Origin of the sequence: Methylobacterium carpenticola, assembly GCF_042748905.1 — a bacterium.
Lineage (GTDB): Bacteria > Pseudomonadota > Alphaproteobacteria > Rhizobiales > Beijerinckiaceae > Methylobacterium > Methylobacterium carpenticola.
This window is the reverse complement of sequence record NZ_JBHZEO010000001.1, coordinates 3,333,266-3,355,299: the sequence shown is the minus strand read 5'-3', so window position 1 is coordinate 3,355,299 and position 22,034 is coordinate 3,333,266. Positions and strand designations below refer to the sequence as shown.

18 protein-coding genes are annotated in these 22,034 nt (G+C 72.0%); 9 read left to right on the top strand and 9 right to left on the bottom strand.

Features of this window, described 5'->3' with window-relative positions; genetic code table 11:
* Positions 1 to 195 precede the first annotated feature (195 nt).
* Both ACE101_RS15795 and ACE101_RS15790 read right to left on the bottom strand, forming a co-directional pair.
* The gene (locus tag ACE101_RS15795) at positions 196 to 1,404 is read right to left on the bottom strand and encodes an acetyl-CoA C-acetyltransferase (protein WP_379131155.1); all 1,209 of its coding nucleotides are present in this window, start codon (positions 1,402 to 1,404) and stop codon (positions 196 to 198) included.
* A gap of 212 nt (positions 1,405 to 1,616) precedes the next feature.
* Positions 1,617 to 3,410 (bottom strand): acyl-CoA dehydrogenase C-terminal domain-containing protein, encoded by a 1,794-nt coding sequence (locus ACE101_RS15790; RefSeq protein ID WP_379131153.1) that lies wholly within the window; start codon positions 3,408 to 3,410, stop codon positions 1,617 to 1,619.
* Between the two features lie 183 nt (positions 3,411 to 3,593).
* Between ACE101_RS15790 and ACE101_RS15785 the strand changes: the two genes are divergently transcribed.
* Genes ACE101_RS15785 through ACE101_RS15770 form a run of 4 tightly spaced genes read left to right on the top strand, consistent with a single transcriptional unit; the run spans position 3,594 to position 8,446 of the window.
* Positions 3,594 to 4,697, top strand: coding sequence for a molybdopterin-binding protein (locus ACE101_RS15785; protein WP_379131151.1), 1,104 nt, complete (start codon positions 3,594 to 3,596; stop codon positions 4,695 to 4,697).
* Positions 4,698 to 4,705: 8 nt separating this feature from the next.
* Entirely contained in the window at positions 4,706 to 6,682 is a 1,977-nt protein-coding gene (locus ACE101_RS15780) for a molybdopterin biosynthesis protein (protein WP_379138718.1), read from the top strand.
* Positions 6,673 to 7,209 carry a molybdopterin-guanine dinucleotide biosynthesis protein B gene (mobB, locus tag ACE101_RS15775; protein ID WP_379131149.1) on the top strand — a complete coding sequence of 179 codons (537 nt, stop codon included), beginning with the start codon at positions 6,673 to 6,675 and terminating at the stop codon, positions 7,207 to 7,209. Before ACE101_RS15780 ends, mobB begins: the two co-directional genes overlap by 10 nt.
* Entirely contained in the window at positions 7,193 to 8,446 is a 1,254-nt protein-coding gene (locus ACE101_RS15770) for a molybdopterin molybdotransferase MoeA (protein WP_379131147.1), read from the top strand. The genes mobB and ACE101_RS15770 overlap by 17 nt, the downstream gene beginning before the upstream one ends.
* A gap of 395 nt (positions 8,447 to 8,841) precedes the next feature.
* On the opposite strand, the gene ccoP is transcribed toward ACE101_RS15770, so the two are convergent.
* The 4 genes from ccoP to ccoN all read right to left on the bottom strand — a co-directional run bounded on the left by ccoP (position 8,842) and on the right by ccoN (position 12,352).
* Positions 8,842 to 9,723, bottom strand: coding sequence for a cytochrome-c oxidase, cbb3-type subunit III (gene ccoP / locus ACE101_RS15765; protein ID WP_379131144.1), 882 nt, complete (start codon positions 9,721 to 9,723; stop codon positions 8,842 to 8,844).
* A 5-nt stretch (positions 9,724 to 9,728) separates the two neighbouring features.
* Entirely contained in the window at positions 9,729 to 9,878 is a 150-nt protein-coding gene (locus tag ACE101_RS15760; RefSeq protein ID WP_379131142.1) for a cbb3-type cytochrome c oxidase subunit 3, read from the bottom strand.
* A gap of 4 nt (positions 9,879 to 9,882) precedes the next feature.
* Positions 9,883 to 10,626 carry a cytochrome-c oxidase, cbb3-type subunit II gene (gene ccoO / locus ACE101_RS15755; protein ID WP_379131139.1) on the bottom strand — a complete coding sequence of 248 codons (744 nt, stop codon included), beginning with the start codon at positions 10,624 to 10,626 and terminating at the stop codon, positions 9,883 to 9,885.
* A gap of 67 nt (positions 10,627 to 10,693) precedes the next feature.
* Positions 10,694 to 12,352: a cytochrome-c oxidase, cbb3-type subunit I gene (gene ccoN / locus ACE101_RS15750; RefSeq protein WP_379131136.1), complete on the bottom strand. Its 1,659-nt coding sequence runs from the start codon at positions 12,350 to 12,352 to the stop codon at positions 10,694 to 10,696.
* Positions 12,353 to 12,538: 186 nt separating this feature from the next.
* Between ccoN and ACE101_RS15745 the strand changes: the two genes are divergently transcribed.
* From ACE101_RS15745 to fdhF, 5 genes are all read left to right on the top strand, one after another.
* The gene (locus ACE101_RS15745; protein ID WP_379131134.1) at positions 12,539 to 13,342 is read left to right on the top strand and encodes a universal stress protein; all 804 of its coding nucleotides are present in this window, start codon (positions 12,539 to 12,541) and stop codon (positions 13,340 to 13,342) included.
* 74 nt (positions 13,343 to 13,416) lie between these two features.
* A complete protein-coding gene (locus ACE101_RS15740; RefSeq protein WP_379131132.1) occupies positions 13,417 to 14,025 on the top strand; it encodes a LysE family translocator in 609 nt (202 codons plus the stop codon).
* A gap of 56 nt (positions 14,026 to 14,081) precedes the next feature.
* Complete coding sequence (locus tag ACE101_RS15735) at positions 14,082 to 14,375, top strand: hypothetical protein (RefSeq protein ID WP_379131130.1); 294 nt, start codon at positions 14,082 to 14,084, stop codon at positions 14,373 to 14,375.
* Between the two features lie 226 nt (positions 14,376 to 14,601).
* A complete protein-coding gene (locus tag ACE101_RS15730; protein ID WP_379131127.1) occupies positions 14,602 to 16,320 on the top strand; it encodes an NAD(P)H-dependent oxidoreductase subunit E in 1,719 nt (572 codons plus the stop codon).
* 198 nt (positions 16,321 to 16,518) lie between these two features.
* Positions 16,519 to 19,317, top strand: coding sequence for a formate dehydrogenase subunit alpha (gene fdhF / locus ACE101_RS15725; RefSeq protein ID WP_379138715.1), 2,799 nt, complete (start codon positions 16,519 to 16,521; stop codon positions 19,315 to 19,317).
* Positions 19,318 to 19,992: 675 nt separating this feature from the next.
* Here fdhF and ACE101_RS15720 read toward each other — a convergent pair.
* The 3 genes from ACE101_RS15720 to ACE101_RS15710 all read right to left on the bottom strand — a co-directional run bounded on the left by ACE101_RS15720 (position 19,993) and on the right by ACE101_RS15710 (position 21,930).
* Positions 19,993 to 20,244: a hypothetical protein gene (locus ACE101_RS15720; protein ID WP_379131125.1), complete on the bottom strand. Its 252-nt coding sequence runs from the start codon at positions 20,242 to 20,244 to the stop codon at positions 19,993 to 19,995.
* Positions 20,245 to 20,374: 130 nt separating this feature from the next.
* The gene (locus tag ACE101_RS15715; protein WP_379131122.1) at positions 20,375 to 21,466 is read right to left on the bottom strand and encodes a transglycosylase SLT domain-containing protein; all 1,092 of its coding nucleotides are present in this window, start codon (positions 21,464 to 21,466) and stop codon (positions 20,375 to 20,377) included.
* Positions 21,467 to 21,708: 242 nt separating this feature from the next.
* The gene (locus ACE101_RS15710; protein ID WP_379131120.1) at positions 21,709 to 21,930 is read right to left on the bottom strand and encodes a hypothetical protein; all 222 of its coding nucleotides are present in this window, start codon (positions 21,928 to 21,930) and stop codon (positions 21,709 to 21,711) included.
* Positions 21,931 to 22,034 lie beyond the last annotated feature (104 nt).

The following is a 22,034-nucleotide window of genomic DNA, read 5'->3' as shown; positions in this document are numbered from 1 at the left end:
GGACCGAAGGCCCGGCGGCACGGCCTCCCGTCAAGCACCTCCTATGCAGGATTGCTCTGCGCAATTCTGCATAGGTCCCTGGTTTCGCATCATTTCCTCCGCCGAACCGGGGCCCGCTTCGGCGAACGGGGCCGAGGGACACGATGCCGTGCCCGCTCCGATCGGGCGGTCCTCCGCGGGCGGGGCGCCCGCGCCTCACACCCGCTCGATGATCGTCGCGGTGCCCATGCCGGCGCCGATGCAGAGGGTGACGAGGGCGGTGGACCGGCCGGTGCGCTCCAGTTCGTCGAGGACGGTGCCGAGGATCATCGCGCCGGTGGCGCCGAGCGGATGGCCCATGGCGATGGCGCCGCCGTTGACGTTCACCTTGGCCGGGTCGAGGTCGAAGGCCTGCTGGAAGCGCAGCACCACCGAGGCGAAGGCCTCGTTGATCTCGACGAGGTCGATGTCGCCGAGGGCCATGCCGGCGCGCTTGAGGACCTTGCGGGTCACGTCGATCGGCCCGGTGAGCATCAGCGCCGGGTCCGAGCCGATATTGGCGAAGGCGCGGATGCGCGCGCGGGGCTTCAGGCCGAGGGCCTTGCCGGCCTCCTCCGAGCCGACCAGCACGGCGGCGGCGCCGTCGACGATGCCCGACGAGTTGCCCGGATGGTGGACGTGGTCGAGGGCCTCGACGTCCGGGTGGGCCGCGATCGCCACCGCCTCGAAGCCGCCCATCTGCGCCATCTGGGCGAAGGAGGGCTTGAGGGCGCCCAGCGTCTGCATGTCGGTGCCCGGCCGCATGTGCTCGTCGCGCGCGAGCAGCGTCAGGCCGTTGACGTCCTTCACCGGCACGACGGCGTTGGTGAAGCGGCCCTCCTCCCAGGAGCGGGCGGCGCGCTTCTGCGATTCCACCGCGTAGGCGTCGCAGGCGTCGCGGGAGAAGCCGTACTTGGTGGCGATCAGGTCCGCCGAGACGCCCTGCGGCATGAAGTAGGACTTCACCGCGATGGAGGGGTCCACCGGCCAGGCGCCGCCGGAGGCGCCGAGCCCGATGCGGCTCATCGATTCGACGCCCCCGCCCACCGCCAGGTCGTGCTGGCCGCTCATCACCTGGGCGGCGGCGAAGTTCACCGCGTCGAGGCCCGAGGCGCAGAAGCGGTTGATCTGCACGCCGGGGACGTGCTCGCCGTAATCGGCGACGAGGGCCGCGGCGCGGGCGATGTCGCCGCCGGCCTCGCCGACCGGATCGACGCAGCCGAGCACCACGTCGTCGACGGCGGCCTTGTCGAGGCCGTTGCGCTCCTTGAGGGCGCGCAACGCCGTCTCGGCGAGGCGCAAGGCCGTCACCTCGTGCAGCGAGCCGTCGGGCTTGCCGCGGCCGCGCGGCGTGCGGACATGGTCGTAGATGTAGGCGTCGGGCATGGGTGCTTCTTCCCAGGATGTCTCGCCAGGGTGTCTCGGGCCGCCCGGCCGGGGCCGCGCGGCGGATCGGCATGCGCGGGCCCTGAGCGGCCGCATCCGGCCGCCGCCCAGGGCGTGGACGCCGAGCGGAACCGCACGGAGCAGCTCTGCCCAGGTCCTTGTTCCCGGATCATTTTCGCCGCCGAGCCGGTGGTCGCGTCGGCGAATGATGCTTAGAACAGTTCCGCCGGCACGGCCATGACGGCGTCCGCACCGGCCGAGATCCGGGCGAGCCGCGTCCCCGTCTCGGGCAGGATGCGCTCCATGTAGAAGCGGCCGGTGCTCAGCTTGGCGTCGAGGCGCGCGGCGTCGCCGCTGCCCTCGGCCTTGCGGGCGGCCGCCGCCTTGGCGATGCGCGCCCACATGTAGCCGAGCGCCACGAGGCCCATCAGGTGCATGTAGTCGGTGGCGGCGGCGCCTGCATTGTCGGGCTTGGCCATGGCGTTCTGCATCAGCCACATGGTGGCCTTCTGCAGGTCTCCCAGCGCCTTGGCGAGGGGGCCGGCATAGACCTTCAGGGTTTCGTCGGCGCCGTTCTCCTTGCAGAAGCCCTCGACCTCGGCGAGGAAGCGCATCATCGCCCGGCCGCCGTCGCGAGGCAGCTTGCGGCCGACGAGGTCCATGGCCTGGATGCCGTTGGCGCCCTCGTAGATCTGGGCGATGCGGGCGTCGCGCACGAATTGCGACATCCCCCATTCCTCGATGTAGCCGTGGCCGCCGAACATCTGCTGGGCCTCGACCGCGTTGGCGAAGCCCCGGTCGGTCAGCACGCCCTTCACCACCGGGGTCAGCAGGCCCATGTGGTCCTCGGCGGCCTGCCGCTCGGCCGGGTCGGCGGAGCGGTGCGCCACGTCCGCCTGAAGGGCCGTCCACAGCACCAGGGCCCGGCCGGCCTCGTTGAAGGCGCGGATCGACAGCAGGGTGCGGCGCACGTCCGGATGCACGATGATCGGGTCGGCCGGCTTGTCGGGCGCCTTGGCCCCCGTCAGGGCGCGGCCCTGGAGCCGGTCCTTCGCGTAGGCGACGGCGTTCTGGTAGGCGACCTCGGACAGGCCGAGCCCCTGGATGCCCACCGCGAGCCGCGCCTCGTTCATCATCACGAACATGGCGTTGAGGCCGCGATTGGCCTCGCCGACGAGCCAGCCCGTGGCGCCGTCGTAGTTCATCACGCAGGTGGCGTTGGCGTGGATGCCCATCTTGTGCTCGATCGAGCCGCAGGACACGCCGTTGCGCTCACCCAGCGAGCCGTCCGCGTTCACGAGCACCTTCGGCACCACGAAGAGCGAGATGCCCTTGGTGCCGGCGGGCGCGCCCTCGATCCGGGCGAGCACGAGGTGGACGATGTTCTCGGAGAGGTCGTGCTCGCCGGCCGAGATGAAGATCTTGGTGCCGGTGAGGCCGTAGGAGCCGTCCGGGTTCGGCACCGCGCGGGTCTTGAGCAGGCCGAGATCCGTGCCGCAATGCGGCTCGGTGAGGTTCATGGTGCCGGTCCAGACCCCTTCGATCATCTTCGGGAGATAGGTCTGCTTCTGCTCCTCGGTGCCGTGGGCGAGGAGGGCCGCCATCGCGCCCTGGGTCAGGCCGGGATACATCCCGAAGGCGATGTTGGCCGAGGAGACGAATTCCTGGATCGCGCTGTTGATCGTCGCGGGCAGGCCCTGGCCGCCATATTCGGCCGGCATCGACAGGCCGTTCCAGCCGCCGCCCACATAGGCGTCGTAGGCGGCCTTGAAGCCCTTCGGCGTGGTGACCGAGCCGTCCGGGTGCCGGGTGCAGCCCTCGGCGTCGCCCGACAGGTTGATGGGGGTCAGCACCTCCTCGCACAGCTTGGCGCCCTCCGAGAGGATCGCCTCGACGACGTCCGGCGTCGCGTCCGAGAAGCCTGGCAGGTTGCTGTACCGCGCGAACCCGAACACGTCGTTGAGGAGGAACAGGACATCCTCCACGGGTGCCTTGTAGCTCGGCATCGGCCCTCGTCTCCCTCGATCCTCCGCGGTCGTCCCGCCGCGAGATGGTTCACATGTAAACTATCTCCGGGCGAAGCGGAAGAGGAGTCCGGAGCCGTTCATGGGTGGAGGCGCGCCCCCGCCCTTGATCGCGGGGGCGCGATGCCGCATCCGAAGGGGGAACCCTCTCGCTCCCCGGCAGCCATGACGCGTCTGTCTTCCTCCTCGCAAGTGATGCCCCTCGCCGAGGCCCGCGCGCGGCTCCTCTCCGGCCTGCCCCCCGTGGCGGGCGGGCGGATCCCGCTCGCCGCGGCGCGGGGCTCCGTCGCGGCCTGCGCCGTCTTGGGCCTCCGGCCTGCCCCCGCGGCGCGCACGGCCTTGCGGGACGGCTTCGCAGTCGCGGCGGCCGGGATCCTCGGCGCCTCGGCCTACGCGCCGGTGCCGTTCCCGCATCCCCCCGCGCGGGTGGAGATCGGGCAGGCCCTCCCGCCCGGGACCGACACCGTGCTGCCCCCGGAGGCCGTCGCGGCGGGGGAGGCCGTCGCCGACGCGCCCGCCGGGGACGGCACGAGGCCGGCCGGCGGCGAGATCCCGGCGGGCAGCCCGCTGGTGTCGGCGGGCGACCGGATCAGCGCCCTCCAGATCCTCGCGCTCGCGGCGGCCGGGATCACCGAGGTCGTCGTGCGCCGCCCCCGCATCGCCCTGCTGGCGACCGGCGAGGCGGCGCCCGACCTGCTCTCGCCGTTCCTCGCGGGCCTCCTCGCCGACGACGAATCCGCGCGGGTGGAATTCGTCCGGGCCGCTCCCGACGATCCGGCGGCGATCGCCGGCGCGCTCGCCGAACTCGACGCGGACGCGACCTTCGTGATCGGCGGCACCGGCCTCGGCGCTTCGGACCGCAGCGCGGAGGGGCTCGCCCGGGCCGGAACGCTCGCCGCGCACGGGATCGCCCTGCGGCCGGGCGAGACCGCCGGGTTCGGGACGGTCGCCGGCCGCCCGGTCCTGCTCCTGCCGGGCCGGCTCGACGCGGCGCTCGCCGTCCATCTCGCCCTCGGCCGCCCCCTCGTCGCGGCGCTCGCCGGAGCCGCCCCCGCGCCGCTGCCGAGCGCCCCGCTGGTGCGGAAGATCGCCTCGGGGATCGGTCTCGCCGAGATCGTCTTCGTGCGGCGATCCGCCGAGGGTGCCGAACCGCTCGGCGGTGCCGACATACCGCTTCATCGCCTCGCGCTGGCGGACGGGGCCGTGCTGGTGCCGCCCGAGCACGAGGGCTATGCGAAGGGTAGTCCGGTCGAGATCCTGCCTCTGTGAGCGACGCGCTGTCCGCCGACGACTTTTCCGACCGCCTCGCCCGGGCGGCGCGCCAGGAGCAGTTCCTGACCGTCGCCTCGCGCGAGGAGGCGCTGGCGCGCTTCCGGGCCGCGGTGCCGCACGCGCCCCTCGCCGACGAGTCCATCCCCCTCGCGGCGGCCCTCGGCCGGGTGCTCGCCCACGACATCGCCTCGCCCATCGACGTGCCGCCCTTCGACCGTGCGCTGGTCGACGGCTTCGCCGTGCGGGCCGCCGACACCGGGGGGGCGAGCGAGGCGGAGCCGCGCCGCCTCGTCCTCAACCGCGAGATCCTGGCCTGCGGCGTCGCCCCGGCGCTCCCGGTGGCGCCCGGCACCGCCACCCCGATCGCCACGGGCGGCGTCCTGCCCCGCGGGGCCGACGCCGTGGTGATGCTCGAGGCGACGGAGTATCGGGAGGGCGAGGCGCCGGCCATCGATCTCGGCCGGCCGGCGGCCCCCGGCCAGTTCGTGGGCTATGCGGGCGCCGACATGGCCCGCGGCGAGACGGTCCTGCGCCGGGGCACCCTCGTCACCGCCCGCGAGATCGGCATGCTCGCGGCCTGCGGCCTCGCCGCGGTCGCGGTGGTGCGCCGCCCGCGCGTCGCCGTGATCTCCACCGGCGACGAACTCGTCGCGCCCGGCGCGCCGCTGCCGCCGTCCGGCATCTACGATTCGAACGGGGCCATCGTGGCGGCCTCCGTGGCCGAGAACGGCGGCGAGGCCCTGCCGCACGGCATCGTGCGCGACGACGAAGCCGCCCTCGAGGAGGCCCTGCGGGCCGGGCTCGCGGCGGGCGACGTGGTGGTCCTCTCGGGCGGCACCTCGAAGGGGGCGGGGGACGTGTCCCACCGCATCCTGTCGCGGCTCGGCGCCCCCGGCATCCTGGTGCACGGGGTGGCGCTCAAGCCCGGCAAGCCGCTCTGCCTGGCTGCCGTCGGCAGCAAGGCCGTCGTGGTGCTGCCCGGCTTCCCGACCTCGGCGATGTTCACCTTCCACGAATTCGTGGTGCCGCTGATCCGCGCGCTTGCCGGCCTGCCCCCGCGCGAGGAGAGCCGGGTCGAGGCCGTGCTGCCCCAGCGCCTCGCCTCCGAACTCGGCCGCACCGAGTTCGTGATGGCCTCCCTGGCGAAGGGGGCCGAGGGCCTCGTCGCCCTGCCCCTCGGCAAGGGCTCGGGGGCGGTCACGGCCTTCTCGCAGGCGGACGGGTTCTTCGCGGTGCCGGCCGCGCGCGCCGGGGTGGAGGCGGGGGAGCGGGTCGCGGTCACGCGCCTCGGCGCCGGGGTGCGGCCGCCCGACCTCACCCTGGTCGGCAGCCACTGCCTCGGCCTCGACCGTCTCGTCGGGCATCTCGCCGAGCGGGGCGTGCGGGCGCGGACCATCTGGGTCGGCTCCGCGGGCGGTCTTGCCGCCCTCAAGCGAGGCGAGTGCGACCTCGCGAGCCTCCACCTCCTCGACCCGGAGACCGGCCGCTACAACGCGCCCTTCCTCACCCCCGGCCTCGCCCTGGCGCCCGGCTGGCGGCGCCTCCAGGGCGTGGTCTTCCGCCCGGGCGATGCGCGCTTTTCGGGGCGCGGCGCGGCCGAGGCGGTGGCCGGGCTCCTCGCCGATCCGGAGGCCGTGATGGTCAACCGCAACACCGGGGCCGGCACCCGGGCGCTCATCGACGGGCTCCTCGCCGGCGCCCGCCCGCCCGGCTACTGGAATCAGCCCCGCTCGCACAACGCGGTCGCGGCGGCGGTGGCGCAGGGGCGCGCCGATTGGGGGGTCGCCATCGCCACGGTGGCGCGCAGCTACGGCCTCGGCTTCCTGCCCCTCACCGAGGAGCATTACGACTTCGCCTACCCGTCCGGGCGGCGCGACGACCCCGCCATCGCGGCCTTCCTCGCGCTCCTGACCGCGCCCGAGATGCGGGCCGACCTGCACGATCTCGGCTTCGCACCGGCGGAGGCAGCCCGATGCGGGTGATCGGCCTCGCCGGCTGGAGCGGCGCCGGCAAGACCACGCTGCTGCGGCGGCTGATCCCGGCGCTGACCGCGCGGTCCCTGCGCGTCGCCACCCTCAAGCACGCGCATCACGCCTTCGACGTCGACCAGCCCGGCAAGGATTCCCACGCGCATCGCGCGGCCGGGGCGAGCGAGGTGATCGTGTCCTCGGCGCGGCGCTGGGTGCAGATCCACGAGGTCGGGGAGGAGCCCGAGGCCACCCTCGCGGCGCTGCTGCGGCGCCTGACCCCCTGCGACCTCGTCCTCGTCGAGGGCTTCAAGCGCGAGGCGCATCCGAAGCTCGAAGTGTTCCGCGCGGCGAACGGCCGGCCGCCCCTGCATCCGGAGGATCCGCGCATCGTCGCGGTGGCGAGCGACGTTCCGTTCCCGCAGGCCGCCCTGCCGGTGCTGCCCCTCGACGATGTGGAGGCGATCGCCGCGGCGGTGCGATCGCGGGCGGAGCCGCTGGCCGCGGTTCTCGAGAGGCTCGAGCATGGCGCAACTCAGTGACGATTGCTTCGCCTTCGGCGGTCCGCTGCTCTCGGTCGATCAGGCCGCTGCCCTGATCGCCGAGCGGCTGCCCGTCGTCGCCGGCATCGAGAGCGTGCCGCTCGGGGAGGCGGACGGGCGCATCGCCGCCGCCGACCTGCGGGCGCTCCTCGACCTGCCGCCCTTCGACAATTCCGCCGTCGATGGCTATGCGGTCCGCTTCGCCGACCTCGCGCCCGCGGGCGAGACGGCGCTCCCCCTGCGCGGGCGGCTCGCGGCCGGCCGGGCGGCGACCGGCGTCGCGGCAGCGGGCGCTGCCGTCCGGATCTTCACCGGCGCGCCGATGCCGGCGGATGCGGACACGGTCTTCATGCAGGAGGACGTGCGGGTCGAGGGCGGCCGCGTCGTGCTGCCGGCCGGCCTCAAGCCGGGGGCGAACCGCCGCCCGGCCGGGGAGGATATCGGCTGCGGCGCCGTGGTGATCCCGGCCGGCCGGCGCCTCACGCCCCCCGACCTCGCGCTCGCGGCGGCGACCGGCCACGCGGCCCTGCCGGTGCGCCGCCGCCTGCGGGTGGCGGTGTTCTCGACCGGCGACGAACTCGCCGAGCCCGGCGCGGCCCTGCGGCCCGGGGCGATCCACGATTCGAACCGGGTGCTGCTCGTCGCCCTGCTGCGGCGGCTCGGGGCCGCGGTGTCGGATCTCGGCATCCTGCGCGACGAGCCCGCGGCCTTGCGCGAGCGCCTCGCGGCGGCGGCGCGGGACCACGACCTCATCCTGACCTCGGGCGGCGTCTCGATCGGGGAGGAGGATCACGTGAAGGCGGCGGTGGAGGCGATCGGCCGCCTCGTCTTCTGGCGCCTCGCCATCAAGCCCGGCCGGCCGGTGGCGATGGGGCTGATCGGCGATGCCGCCTTCGTCGGCCTGCCCGGCAACCCGGTCGCGGTCTACGTGACGCTGCTCTTCGTGGTGCGCCCGCTCCTCGCCCGGCTCTCGGGGGCGCTCTCCGGGCCGCTCCTGCCGCAATCCGTCCGGGCGGCCTTCCGCTACCGCAAGAAGACGGGACGGCGAGAATACGTGCGCGTCTCGCTGCGGCGGGCGGAGGACGGCACGGTGGAGGCGGTGAAGTTCCCCCGCGACGGGGCCGGGGTGCTGACCTCGCTCACCGGCAGCGACGGGCTGGCGGCGTTGCCGGAGGAGGCGACGGGGGTCGCCGAGGGCGACCCCGTGGAGGTGTTCCTGCACCCGCTGCTGTGGTGAGCGCTCGCAGCCTCCATGGCACCCGCCCGCTCCTCATGCCGAGCTACTCGCGAAGCAAGCCTCGAAGCCCCCCTGAGCGGAAATCCAAAGCTGCCGTGCTGGGACGACCGGTCATACGGTTTCCGGATGATCGCTTCGCGATGCGGAAACCGGCCTCGCTCAGGCGCCGCGCGGGCTCGTGATACGGTTTCCGAAAGTGATCTTCCGGAAACCGTATCAGGCGCGCTGCGAGGCTGCTGCGCGGCACCTCGGCCTGAGGAGCGGGGCGGCTTCGATCAACCGTCGCGCTTTCCGCTTCTTGTGCGGGGTCCCGGGTCGCATTCCGCCCTCGCTGCCTGCGCCCGGGAACGGGGGAGCCGTCTCGGACGGATGCCCCGGTCTGACCGAGGCCCCGTCTACCGGCCGCCGCCGAGGCTGTGCACGTAGACCGCCAGCGACTTGATCGTCGCGGTGTCGAGCCGGCCCTCCCAGGTCGGCATCACGCCCTTGCGGCCGTTGGCGATCGTCGCCGTCACCTGCTCGGGCGCGGAGCCGTAGAGCCAGACCGCGTCGGTCAGGTTCGGGGCGCCCATCTCCGGATTGCCCTTGGCCTGCTCGCCGTGGCAGGCGGCGCAGTTCTGGGCGAAGATCCCGGCGCCCTTCTCCAGGCTCGCGGACGGCGCGAAGGCCTTGCCCGACAGGGACAGGACGTAGTTCGCCACCGCCTCGACCTCGTCGCGCTTCAGGATGCCGTCGCGCCCGAAGGCCGGCATGTCGCCCTGGCGCGTGTCGGCGTGGCCGGCGCGGATGCCGACGCGGATCGTCTCCGCGATGGTCTCCGGGCTGCCGCCCCAGAGCCAGTCGTCGTCCTGGAGGTTCGGGTAGCCGGTCCGGCCCGTCGCCGCGGTGCCGTGGCAGGCGGCGCAATTGTCGCCGAAGGCGGCCTTGCCGGTGGCGAGCGCGAGCGCGAGCAGGGCGGGATCCGCCTTGATCTCGGCGAGCGAGGCCGCGGCCAGCCGGTCCTGGCCGAGGATCGCCCGCGCCTGCCGCGTGTGCTCGACATCCGCCAGCACCTCGGCGCGGCTCGAATAGCCGAGCAGGCCCCGCGTGTGGCTGCTGATCAGCGGCCAGGCCGGGTAGGCGACCCAGTAGCCCAGAGCCCAGACCATCGTCGCGTAGAGGGAATAGAGCCACCAGCGCGGCAGCGGGTTGTTGTATTCGCGGATCCCGTCCCACTCGTGACCGGTGGTCTCGGGGGCGCCGGGCAGGCCCGCCGGCGGATGGCGTGTATCGGCCACGGGGATCACTCCTCGTCGAGGGGCAGGCGGGCGGCGGCGTCGAACCGGCCCTGGTTGCGGGGCCAGAGCGCGTACAGGACGGCTCCGGCGAAGAGGGCGACGAAGTAGACGAGGCCGCTCGTCTGGGCGAAGCGGGAGGCGAGATCGTAGCTCACGGCGTCACCTCAGGTTCTGCTTGTCGTCGTAGATCTTGAAGTCGACCATCGTGCCGAGCACCTGGAGGTAGGCGACGAGGGCGTCGAGTTCGGTCACTTGGCTGCGGCTGCCGGGCAGGTGGAGCACCGCGCCGGGGTAGCGCTTCTGCAAATCCGCCCCGCCGGCGCCGTCCGGGTCGAGCTGGCTGCGCAGGTCGCTCTGCGCCCAGGCGATCATCTCGGGGCTGTAGGGCACGCCGAGCTGCCGGTTGGCGATGAGGTCGTCCACGATGGCGTCCGCATCGAGCGGACGGTCGAGGAAGGCGTAGGCCGGCATGATCGAGCCGGGGACCACCGCGCGCGGGTCGCGCAGGTGCTCGCGGTGCCACTCGTCCGAATACTTGGCGCCCACGCGGGCGAGATCGGGGCCGGTGCGCTTCGACCCCCACTGGAACGGGTGGTCGTACAGGCTCTCGGCGGCCAGCGAGAAGTGGCCGTAGCGCTCCACCTCGTCGCGCATCGGCCGGATCATCTGGCTGTGGCAGAGGTAGCAGCCCTCGCGGATGTAGATGTTGCGGCCCGCGAGTTCGAGCGGCGTGTAGGGGCGCACGCCCTCGACCGCCTCGATGGTGCTCTTGAGGTAGAACAGCGGGACGATCTCGATCAGGCCGCCGATCGCGACGACGATCAGGACGCCGATGAGGAGCAGGATGGAGTTCTTCTCGAAGAACTCGTGCCTCTTCCAGAGGCCGGGCTGGGCAATGGCCATGGCCGGACGGATCTTTCGTGACGAGGGGAGGGGGCCCGCCGCGCGGCGGGCCGGTCGGGGCGGGCGGCTACTCGGCCGGGGCGAGGGCGGCGCCGGGGGTGATGTCGGACTCGGTCGCCTCGCGGCCCCGGATGGTCATGGCGAGGTTGTAGGCCATGATCAGCGAGCCGATCAGGAACAGCGTCCCGCCGAGCGCCCGCACGAGATAGTAGGGCTGCATCGCCTCGACGGTCTCGACGAAGGAATATTCGAGGAAGCCGAAGGTATTGTAGGCCCGCCACATCAGGCCCTGCATGATTCCGGCGACCCACATCGAGGTGATGTAGAGGACGATGCCGAGGGTCGAGACCCAGAAGTGCCACTCGACGAGGCGCAGGCTGTAGACCTCGCGGCGGTTCCACAGCCACGGCACGAGGCAGTAGAGGGCGCCGAAGGACACGTAGGCGACCCAGCCGAGCGCACCCGAATGCACGTGGCCGATGGTCCAGTCGGTGTAGTGGCTGAGCGCGTTGACCGCCTTCACCGACATCATCGGCCCCTCGAAGGTGGCCATGCCGTAGAAGGCGAGGGAGACCACCATCAGGCGCAGGATCGGATCGGTGCGCAGCTTGTCCCAGGCGCCCGAGAGCGTCATCAGGCCGTTGATCATGCCGCCCCAGGACGGCATCCACAGCATGATCGAGAAGGTCATGCCCAGCGTCTGCGCCCAGTCGGGCAGGGCGGTGTAGTGCAGGTGGTGCGGCCCGGCCCAGATATACATGAAGATCAGGGCCCAGAAGTGGATGATCGAGAGCCGGTAGGAATAGATCGGCCGCTCCGCCCGCTTCGGGACGAAGTAGTACATGATCGCGAGGAAGCCGGCGGTGAGGAAGAAGCCGACCGCGTTGTGGCCGTACCACCACTGGATCAGCGCGTCCTGCACGCCGGAGAAGATCGGGTAGGACTTGGAGCCGAAGACCGTGACCGGCAGCGCGAGGTTGTTCACGATGTGGAGCATCGCGATGGTCACGATGAAGGCGAGGTAGAACCAGTTCGCCACGAAGATGTGCGGCTCCCGGCGCTTCCAGATCGTGGCGAGGAAGACCAGCAGATAGGCGACCCAGACGATGGTGAGCCAGAGATCGGCGTACCATTCGGGCTCGGCATATTCCTTCGACTGGGTCACGCCCATCAGGTAGCCGGTGCCGGCGATGACGATGAACAGGTTGTAGCCGAGCACCACGAACCAGGGCGCGAGGTCGCCGGCGAGCCGCACCCGGCAGGTGCGCTGCACCACGTAGAGCGAGGTCCCGATCAGCACGTTGCCGCCGAAGGCGAAGATCACCGCCGAGGTGTGCAGCGGGCGCAGGCGGCCGAAGGTGGTGTATTCGAGTCCGAAATTGAGCGAGGGCGCCCAGAGCTGGAAGGCGATGATGCAGCCGACGAGGAAGCCGGCGATGCCCCAGCCCATCGCGGCGATCGCCGTCACCTTGATCGGGCCGAGATTGTAGTTGGGCTTGCCGCCGATCTCCTGCGGGACCGGCTCGGGATCGCGGGCGGCGTAGCGGCGCAGGATCGCCACGATGCCGGCCGCGCTCGCGGCGGCGAAGATCGCCGCATGCGCGCCGAAGGGCGCGTCGACGGCCTTGGCGGCCGCGACGAGGCTGACGAGGAAGCCGAGGCCGAGGGCCGCGCACAGGCCCGCCTCGCCTTCTGTCATGTACTTGCTGGATGAGGCTGAGGCCATGGCTCGCTCGTGTGGAGACGCGGGCTCTCCCGCGCTGACGAGCGCTTATCCGGCGGGTCGGCACGGCCAACCTTGATGCAGATCAACCGGCTCCGGACGGGCCGTGATGTTGCGCTGGATCAAGGCCGCGCCTCCGCGGGTCGCGCACAATCCCGTCCCGTTCAGTCGTGGCTGCGGAGATGTCCGATGACCTACGCCAGCATCATGGTGTCCCTCGATCTCGGTCCGGCCGCGGCCGCGCGCGTGCAGCTCGCCGCCGATCTCGCGCGCCGCTTCGAGGCCCGCCTGATCGGCGCGGCCGCGCGGCAGGTGACGGATCCGGTCACCGCCATGGACATCGCCGAGGCGGGCCGGATCTACGACGCCGAGAAGGAGCGCGTCCTCGACGAGCTGCGCCAGGCCCGGGACCTGTTCGAGCAGGCGGCGGGCCCCGGTCTCGACGCGGCGTGGCGGGCGGCCCTGGCGCCGGGCCTGACCTACCTCGCCGTCCAGGCCCGGGCGGCGGATCTGCTGGTGGTCGGCCGCGACGGCGATGCGGGCGCGCTCGGGGTGCCGCCGGGGCCGCTGCTGATGGAGGCGGGCCGGCCCGTCCTCGTCGTGCCGCCGGGCCTCGTCCGCCTGCGGGCGGAGCGGGCCGTCGTGGCCTGGAAGGACGCGCCGGAGGCCCGCCGGGCCGTTCTCGCCGCCCTGCCGCTGCTGCAGAAGGCGGAGGAGGTGCTGGTGCTCGGGGTGGGGCCGGAGACCGACGGGCAGGCGATCGGCGACGTCGCCGATTTCCTCGTCCGGCACGGGGTGCCTGCCACGGCGCGGATGGTGCCCGAATCCGGGGTCCGGCCGGGCGCGGCGATCCTCGCCAACGCGGCGGCGCAGCGGGCCGATCTCGTGGTGATGGGCGCCTACGGCCACAGCCGCCTGCGCGAATGGCTGTTCGGCGGCGTCACCCGCGACATCCTCCAGGCGACGAATGCCTGCTGCCTGATGAGCCATTGAGGCTCTGTTCCGGGAGCTTCCAAGCGTGAGCCGTGGCCTGCCATCCGGCCTCGGCGTCACCCGGTGACGAGTGCATGCCCTCCGTCGCGTTCCTGATCACCGTCCTCGTGCTGGAACTCACGCCGGGGCCGAACATGACCACGCTCGCCGTGCTCGCCCTGGCGCGCGGGCGCCGGGCCGGCCTCGCGATGGTGCTCGGCGTCGCGCTCGGCCTCGCCGTCCAGGCGCTCGCCGCCGGGCTCGGGGCGGGCTTCGCGGTCGCGCGCTACCCGGCGCTGTTCGGCCTCCTGCGCTGGGCGGGCGTGCTGGTTCTGGTCGGCCTTTCCGTCGAGATCTGGATCGGGCGGGACGAGGGGCCGGCCGCGGCCGCCGGCGATTCCGGGGACGGTCTGCTTCTGCGCGGCTTCCTCCTCAACCTCCTCAACCCCAAATCCTTCCTGTTCTTCCTCGCAGCGCTCCCCCGGTTCGTGCGGCCGGAGGGGCCGTCCGTCGAGATGCAGATGATCACGCTCGGCGCCGTCTACGTCCTCATCGCGACCGTGATCCATGCCGGGATCGTGCTCCTCGCCGCCCGCCTGCGGCCGTCCTTGCGCGATTCGCGCACCGCCACCCGTCTGCGAAAGGTCTCGGCGGTGCTGCTCGTGCTCGTCGCCGTGTGGCTCGCGGTCGAGACGGGGCGCTGAGGCGACGATCCGGCCCGCTGGCGCGTTCCTCCTCCATCACCGGAGGGGAAACGACCATGTCCGAGACCGACAGAACCGCCCGCGAATGGGCGCGCATCACCGCCGATGCCTACGCGGCCGGGACGCGTCCGCCGCTGACCGAGGCCATGCGCGAGGGCGTCGAGGCCCGTCTTGCCGCGGCATGGCCGGAGGGGTGCGAGGCCCTCAACGCCGCCCTCGACGCCTTCGAGGAGGAACTCGACGCCGTCGCCGGCCCGCGCGTGACCGGAATCGATCGTGCAGGAGGGCGCGTGCGCCTGGAGCATCGCTCGGAGGCCGGCCGGCCGCTGCGCGCCTTCGGCGGCCAGTAACCCCGATGCGACCGGCCTTCGACCTTGGTGGGGGGCTGCGGTCCCCGAACCGGCCCTTATACTTTTTAACGGATCGAGGGTCGGTTCGCCGCGACGGGCGCGGCGATCGGGGCGCCATCGTCGCGAGCCCCCCGCCTCCCCCCTGCGCACAGCCCGAGACAAGATCGCCCTGCGAGCGTCCCGTGTGGATCATTGTATTTTGTATGCCAGCTGGTAGGGTGATGCCATGAGCCAGCACGACGTCACGCGCGTGAAGCGCTTCGATCATCCCGGACGCGGCCGCGAACGGGCGAGACCGGTCCCGAAGGGCCGCCAAGTCGATCCACGGGCCAAGGCGGAGATCGCGGCGCTCCTCGGCGAGGCCCCGCGCCGCCGCGACCTTCTGATCGAGCATCTCCACCTGATCCAGGACACCTACGGGCAGATCAGCGCGCCCCATCTCGCGGCGCTCGCCGACGAGATGGGCCTCGCCTTCGCGGAGGTGTTCGAGACCGCGACCTTCTACGCGCATTTCGACGTGGTGAAGGAGGGCGAGGCCGCGGTCCCCGCGCTGACGGTGCGGGTCTGCGACAGCCTCACCTGCGCGATGCACGGGGCGGAGGATCTGCTCGCCGCGCTCCAGGCGGAGATCGGCGGCCAGGTGCGCGTCGTGCGCGCGCCCTGCGTCGGGCTCTGCGACCACGCGCCCGCCGCCGAGGTCGGCCACAACTTCCTGTTCGAGGCGACGCCCGAGCGCGTGAAGGCGGCGGTGGCGGCCGGCGACACCCATGCGCACATTCCGGAATACGTCGGTTACGACGCCTACCGGGCGGCGGGCGGCTACCGCACCCTGGAGCGCCTGCGCGCGGGCGACCTCACCGTCGAGGCGGTGCTGTCGATCCTCGACGACGGCGCCCTGCGGGGCCTCGGCGGGGCGGGCTTCCCGACCGGGCGCAAGTGGCGCTCGGTGCGTGGGGAGAAGGGGCCGCGCCTGATGGCGGTGAACGGCGACGAGGGCGAGCCCGGCACCTTCAAGGACCAGCTCTACCTCAACACCGATCCGCACCGCTTCCTCGAAGGCACGCTGATCGGCGCCCACGTGGTGGAGGCCGAGGACGTCTACCTCTACATCCGCGACGAATACCCGATCGCCCGCGCGATCCTGGCCCGCGAGATCGCGAAGCTGCCGCCCGGCGGGCCGCGCCTGCATCTGCGCCGCGGGGCGGGGGCCTATATCTGCGGCGAGGAATCCTCGCTGATCGAGAGCCTGGAGGGCAAGCGCGGCCTGCCGCGCCACAAGCCGCCCTTCCCGTTCCAAGTCGGCCTGTTCGGCCGCCCGACGCTGATCAACAATGTCGAGACCCTCTACTGGGTCCGCGATTTGATCGAGCGCGGGCCGGATTGGTGGAAGAGCCACGGCCGCAACGGCCGCACGGGCCTGCGCTCCTACTCGGTCTCGGGCCGGGTGCGGGAGCCGGGCGTGAAGCTCGCGCCGGCGGGCGTCACCATCCGCGAACTCATCGAGGAGTTCTGCGGCGGCATGGCCGAGGGCCACCGCTTCGCGGCCTACCTGCCGGGCGGCGCCTCGGGCGGCATCCTGCCGGCCTCCATGGACGATATCCCGCTCGATTTCGGCACCCTGGAGAAATACGGCTGCTTCATCGGCTCGGCCGCGGTGATCGTGCTCTCGGACAAGGACGACGTCCGGGGCGCCGCCCTCAACCTGATGCGGTTCTTCGAGGACGAATCCTGCGGCCAGTGCACGCCCTGCCGGGTCGGCACCCAGAAGGCCCGCATGCTGATGGAGCACGGGGTCTGGGACACCGACCTCCTCGGCGAACTCTCGCAATGCATGCGCGACGCCTCGATCTGCGGATTGGGGCAGGCGGCCTCGAACCCGCTCACCAGCGTCATCAAATACTTCCCGGACCTCTTCCCGACCCCGCGGCCCATGGCGGCCGAGTAGGGCGGACGGGTTCGGACGGGGAAGCGATCCATGAGCAGCGGCACCCAGAACAGCAATCCGGCCGGCAGCGACCCGCTCGCGACCGGTCCCGCCGCCCCGCAGGATGCCGGCGGTGCCGGCACGAGGCCTGAGGCCGGCGGCGCCTATTCGCAGGGCGCCAAGGCCGGGGGACAGGCCGGCCCGGCCCCGAGCGGCACCATGGCCCTGCGGGACCTTCCGGCCGGCATCCCGGGGGTGATCTTCGAACTCGACGGCCAGCCGGTCGAGGCCCGGCCGGGCGAGACGCTCTGGGCCGTGTCCCAGCGCCTCGGCACCCACATCCCGCATCTCTGCCACAAGCCGGCGCCCGGCTACCGGCCGGACGGCAATTGCCGCGCCTGCATGGTCGAGATCGAGGGCGAGCGCGTGCTCGCGGCCTCCTGCAAGCGCGTGCCGGCCGTCGGCATGAAGGTGAAGACCCAGAGCGACCGGGCGGTGAAGGCCCGTGCCATGGTGATGGAACTCCTCGTCGCCGACCAGCCGGCGCGCGAGACCTCCCACGATCCGGATTCGCATTTCTGGACCCAGGCGGATGGGGTCGGCATCGCCGAGAGCCGCTTCCCGTCCGAGGCGCGCTGGCAGCCGGACGTCAGCCACCCGGCCATGCGGGTGAACCTCGACGCCTGCATCCAGTGCAACCTCTGCGTCCGGGCCTGCCGCGAGGTCCAGGTCAACGACGTGATCGGCATGGCCTACCGCAATGCCGACGCCAAGGTCGTGTTCGACTTCGACGACCCGATGGGCCAATCGACCTGCGTGGCCTGCGGCGAATGCGTCCAGGCCTGCCCGACCGGCGCCCTGATGCCGTCGGCCTATCTGAACGATGCGCAGGAGCGCGTGGTCTATCCGGACCGCTCGGTGGATTCGCTCTGCCCCTATTGCGGCGTCGGCTGCCAGGTCTCCTACAAGGTCAAGGACGACCGCATCGTCTACGCCGAGGGCAAGGACGGCCCGGCCAACCACAACCGGCTCTGCGTGAAGGGCCGCTTCGGCTTCGACTACGTCCACCATCCCCACCGGCTGACGGCGCCCCTGATCCGGCTCGACACCGTGCCGAAGGACGCCAACGATCAGGTCGATCCGGCCAATCCCTGGACGCATTTCCGCGAAGCGACCTGGGAGGAGGCGCTGGAGCGTGCCGCGGGCGGCCTCGTGCGCGTCCGCGACGCCCACGGGCCCCGCGCGCTCGCCGGCTTCGGCTCGGCCAAGGGCTCGAACGAGGAAGCCTACCTGTTCCAGAAGCTGGTGCGGCTCGGCTTCGGCTCGAACAACGTCGACCATTGCACGCGCCTGTGCCACGCCTCCTCGGTGGCGGCGCTGATGGAGGGGCTGAACTCGGGCGCCGTCTCGGCCCCGTTCTCGGCCGCCCTCGACGCCGAGGTGATCGTCGTCATCGGGGCGAACCCGACGGTGAACCACCCGGTCGCCGCCACCTTCATCAAGAACGCCGTCAAGGAGCGCGGCGCCAAGCTCATCATCATGGATCCGCGCCGGCAGGTCCTGTCGCGCCACGCCTACCGGCACCTCGCCTTCAAGCCGGGCACCGACGTGGCGATGCTGAACGCGATGCTGAACGTGATCGTGGAGGAGGGCCTCACCGATCAGCAATACATCGCCGGCTACACCGAGAATTTCGACGCGCTGAAGGAGCGCATCCGCGAGTTCACGCCCGAGGCGATGGCGCGGGTCTGCGGCATCCCGGCCGAGACCCTGCGCGAGGTGGCGCGCCTCTACGCGCGGTCCAAGGCCTCGATCATCTTCTGGGGCATGGGGGTGAGCCAGCACGTCCACGGCACGGACAATTCCCGCTGCCTGATCGCGCTCGCCCTCACCACCGGCCAGATCGGCCGGGCGGGCACCGGGCTGCATCCCCTGCGCGGCCAGAACAACGTGCAGGGCGCCTCCGATGCGGGCCTGATCCCGATGGTCTATCCCGATTACCAGTCGGTCGAGAAGGCGGCCGTGCGGGAGCTGTTCGAGAACTTCTGGGGCCAGTCCCTCGACCCCAAGCAGGGCCTGACCGTCGTCGAGATCATGAAGGCGATCCATGCCGGGCAGATCCGCGGCATGTATGTCGAGGGCGAGAACCCGGCGATGTCGGATCCCGACCTCAACCATGCCCGCGGCGCGCTCGCCATGCTCGACCATCTGGTCGTGCAGGACCTGTTCCTGACCGAGACGGCCTTCCACGCCGACGTGGTGCTGCCCGCCTCGGCCTTCGCCGAGAAGGCCGGCACCTTCACCAACACCGACCGGCGGGTGCAGATGGCCCGGCCCGTGGTGCCCCCGCCGGGCGACGCGCGCCAGGATTGGTGGATCATCCAGGAGATGGCCCGCCGCATGGGGCTCGCCTGGGATTACCGCGGTCCGGCCGACGTCTTCGCCGAGATGGCGCAGGTGATGCCCTCCCTCAAGAACATCACCTGGGAGCGCGTGGAGCGCGAGGGGGCCGTGACCTACCCGGTCGACGCGCCCGACCAGCCCGGCAACGAGATCATCTTCTACGCCGGCTTCCCGACCGAGAGCGGACGGGCGAAGATCGTGCCCGCCGCGATCGTGCCGCCCGACGAGGTGCCCGACACCGAGTTCCCGATGGTCCTCTCCACGGGCCGCGTGCTGGAGCACTGGCATACCGGTTCGATGACCCGGCGGGCGGGCGTGCTCGACGCGATCGAGCCCGAGGCGGTGGCCTTCATGGCGCCGCGCGAACTCGGCCGCTTGGGCCTCGTCCCCGGCGACGCGATCCGGCTGGAGACGCGGCGCGGTGCGGTGGAGGTCAAGGTCCGCTCCGACCGGGACGTGCCGGACGGCATGGTCTTCATGCCCTTCTGCTACGCCGAGGCCGCGGCGAACCTCCTCACCAACCCGGCCCTCGACCCGATGGGCAAGATCCCGGAATTCAAGTTCTGCGCGGCCCGCGTGGTGCCGATCGGCGCCGCGTCGATCGCGGCGGAGTGATGGGGCTCCGGACGATCGGTTCGGAAGGGCGGGTCATCCGGTTTCCGGGTGACCCGCTTCGGAAACCGGAAGTCATACGGTTTCCGGATGATCGCTTCGCGATGCGGAAACCGGCCTCGCTCAGGCGCCGCGCGGGCTCGTGATACGGTTTCCGAAAGTGATCTTCCGAAAACCGTATCACGCGCAAGCCCTGATCGGCGTGGCGTTCATGGAACCCGCGACACGCCTCGGCTGAGCTGCTTGCAAAGCAAGCCTCTGGCCGGCTCGCTCCCCGGAGGATTGATCCCAAAACCCTGGAGCAGCGCCCGAGCCCATTGCGATCGGGCGCTGCTCCAGGGTCTTTGATTTTGCCGCATGTCCTGCGACGAACCGGAATCCGCTTCGTCGGACAAGGCTCCGGAGCCTTGGATCCGCCTTGCGGGGTGCTTCGAGGGCCGTTTGCGCCACCCCTGTTCGAGGAGTGTTGCGGGCGCCACCGGCCCGTCGAGCAATGCGGCATGCGGGGTTGGTTCGTTGCGCGAGATGTCCCGATGCCCATCAGGGCCGGGCGCGGCGCGGCGCGCACCGTCCAGGTGCAGCTCATCGCCCGGTCCCGAGCCCCGGGCCGAACAGGGGGAGCCTCGACGGCCACCCGCCGGGATCGCGGGGGCCGCAGCCGGGCGCGGCCGTCCGGCCCTATTGCGGGCCGCGGGCGCGCGCCTCGAAGGCCTCCGCCATCGTGTCGTCGTAGCGGCCGAGCGATTCCAGATGCTCGGCGCGGCGGGTCTGCTCCTCGCGGTCGCTGCCGCCGCTCAGGTCCGCGGACAGGCGGGCCATCGCCGCCTCGCGCCGGTGGCGCTCGGCCTGCTCGCGGAAGAAGGCGGCCTGCTGCCCGGCCGTGGCGGCGTACTCGTTCGCGTAGGAAACCCCGTCGTCCTTCGCTGCCATCGCGATCCTCTCTGCCCCAGGGCGCTGTCCTCCCGCACCACCCCCATCCCGGTAAACGTGATCGGACGGGTTCGGTCCGGCTCTTCGAAGACAAAGCTTAGGGCGGCGCACGGCCGGATCCAACTGCGCGTCAGGGAGACTGCGCCGCCGCGTAGGCCATGACGCCCATGAGCGAGCCGACATCGCGGTAGCGGTCGCCGCGGGTCGTCATCATGGCCTCGAACTTGTCGTGCACCTGGGCCACGCTCAGGCTGCGGGCCTTCCGGCGGCCGACACGCTCGTAGAAGATCGGCTTGTTGGCCTTGGCGGGCTTGGGCAGCAGGGCCGCGGCCTCGGCCTTGGGCTCCTCCACCACCTTCGCCATGAAGCGCTCGGCGTCGTCGGGGCCGAGGAAGTGCGCGAGGTAAGTCTCGCCCAGGGTGAGGGTGCGGCCGATCCGGGCCGCGATGCGGGCGCTGTCGCGCTTGAGCATCTCGCCGGCGAGGATCGCCGAGAGGGCCGGGTCGCGGCGCAGGTCGAGGATGCGGGCGCGCTCGGCGCCATCGGCCACGGCATTGTCCTCGCCGATCAGCGCGGCCTCGCGGGCGTAGCCGTGCAGGGCGCCGAACTCGCGCATCACCTGCAGCCAGGTCCGCTCGATGAACTGGTAGAGGCCGGTGGCCGAGGAGGTGCGCGCCTGGACCTCGGTGAGGAAGCTCGATTCCTTGTCGGCGACGGCCATCAGCAGGACCGGGTCCATGCCGACCTTGTAGGCCGCCTTGACGATCGTCTGCACGATGTGGCGGCGCACCTTCATCGGGCCGAAAGTCAGGATCTCGTTCGGATCGCCGCCGAGCGTCGCCGAGAGCAGGTCGTCGTAGGAGACGCGGTCCACGCCCTCCGAGCCGAGCGCGGTGTCGAGGTCGTGCACCGGCATGCGCAGGGGCGCCTCCTTGGGCTGGGCCTGCACGGGGTGGTGCTCCTGCACGCGGGGTTTGGGCATCACCAGGAGGTCGGCCATCAGGGCCACCGAGGGCCGGCTGGCGGTCAGGTCGGGGCCGTAATGGTGCAGCAGGCTGCCCAGCCCCGCGGCGAGGCAGGCGGCGGTCAGCGCGGTGCGGGCGAGCACCGGGACGCCGCCGCGCTGAGCGCGACCCCGTCCGCAGACGGTCAGAGCGTCCCGGGAGCCGGCGGGCGCCCAACGAACGGCCTGAGCCGACGGACCGATCGCGCGATGCTGCATGAAGGATCATCCCCGAGCTTCCGAGTCGACTGTGTCCGACCCGTTTCGGCCAAGAAGCCGGGGAGTTGTGGCGATAACACGGCAGTGCTCGCAGGATGCGCTGGCCACATCGCGGTCAAGCTTCGCCGTTCCACGGCGACTATCGCCGGTGCGAATGGCCAAGCTTGACTTGGATCGACCGGTCGAAGCGGGGCCTTATGCGTGCTGCACTGCAACCTGGGCCGCGGCGCGGTGGAATCCCCTCAGCGATTCGCGGTCGGAGCGGCGCGGTCGCGATCGCGCTTGTTGGCCTGGTGGCGGCCGATCGCGCAGCCGGCGGCCGCTCCGGCCAGGCCGTGCTTGCCGGCGTAATGGCCGGCGACGCCGCCGACGATCGCGCCCTTGATGCAGCCCTTCGCCTCCGCCGCGCCGCCTGCGGCCAGGAGTCCGGCCGCGGCGGTCGCGGCGATCAGGAGTGTCTTCATCGGATCGTCCTCCGGCGGCCCGCCGGGCCGCTCTCCGGCGACCGGAACGGCCGCGCTGCAAGGAACCCCCGCCCCGGTGATCCGGTTCCGGCCGGCGCACGCTC

What these genes read in the sequence shown, in the direction of transcription:
- ACE101_RS15795 (WP_379131155.1), bottom strand. Translation starts at nt 1,404, where the DNA reads ATGCCCGACGCCTACATCTACGACCATGTCCGCACGCCGCGCGGCCGC.
- ACE101_RS15790 (WP_379131153.1), bottom strand. Translation starts at nt 3,410, where the DNA reads ATGCCGAGCTACAAGGCACCCGTGGAGGATGTCCTGTTCCTCCTCAAC.
- ACE101_RS15785 (WP_379131151.1), top strand. Translation starts at nt 3,594, where the DNA reads ATGACGCGTCTGTCTTCCTCCTCGCAAGTGATGCCCCTCGCCGAGGCC.
- mobB (WP_379131149.1), top strand. Translation starts at nt 6,673, where the DNA reads ATGCGGGTGATCGGCCTCGCCGGCTGGAGCGGCGCCGGCAAGACCACG.
- ACE101_RS15770 (WP_379131147.1), top strand. Translation starts at nt 7,193, where the DNA reads ATGGCGCAACTCAGTGACGATTGCTTCGCCTTCGGCGGTCCGCTGCTC.
- ccoO (WP_379131139.1), bottom strand. Translation starts at nt 10,626, where the DNA reads ATGGCCATTGCCCAGCCCGGCCTCTGGAAGAGGCACGAGTTCTTCGAG.
- ccoN (WP_379131136.1), bottom strand. Translation starts at nt 12,352, where the DNA reads ATGGCCTCAGCCTCATCCAGCAAGTACATGACAGAAGGCGAGGCGGGC.
- ACE101_RS15745 (WP_379131134.1), top strand. Translation starts at nt 12,539, where the DNA reads ATGACCTACGCCAGCATCATGGTGTCCCTCGATCTCGGTCCGGCCGCG.
- ACE101_RS15740 (WP_379131132.1), top strand. Translation starts at nt 13,417, where the DNA reads ATGCCCTCCGTCGCGTTCCTGATCACCGTCCTCGTGCTGGAACTCACG.
- ACE101_RS15735 (WP_379131130.1), top strand. Translation starts at nt 14,082, where the DNA reads ATGTCCGAGACCGACAGAACCGCCCGCGAATGGGCGCGCATCACCGCC.
- ACE101_RS15730 (WP_379131127.1), top strand. Translation starts at nt 14,602, where the DNA reads ATGAGCCAGCACGACGTCACGCGCGTGAAGCGCTTCGATCATCCCGGA.
- fdhF (WP_379138715.1), top strand. Translation starts at nt 16,519, where the DNA reads ATGGCCCTGCGGGACCTTCCGGCCGGCATCCCGGGGGTGATCTTCGAA.
- ACE101_RS15720 (WP_379131125.1), bottom strand. Translation starts at nt 20,244, where the DNA reads ATGGCAGCGAAGGACGACGGGGTTTCCTACGCGAACGAGTACGCCGCC.
- ACE101_RS15715 (WP_379131122.1), bottom strand. Translation starts at nt 21,466, where the DNA reads ATGCAGCATCGCGCGATCGGTCCGTCGGCTCAGGCCGTTCGTTGGGCG.
- ACE101_RS15710 (WP_379131120.1), bottom strand. Translation starts at nt 21,930, where the DNA reads ATGAAGACACTCCTGATCGCCGCGACCGCCGCGGCCGGACTCCTGGCC.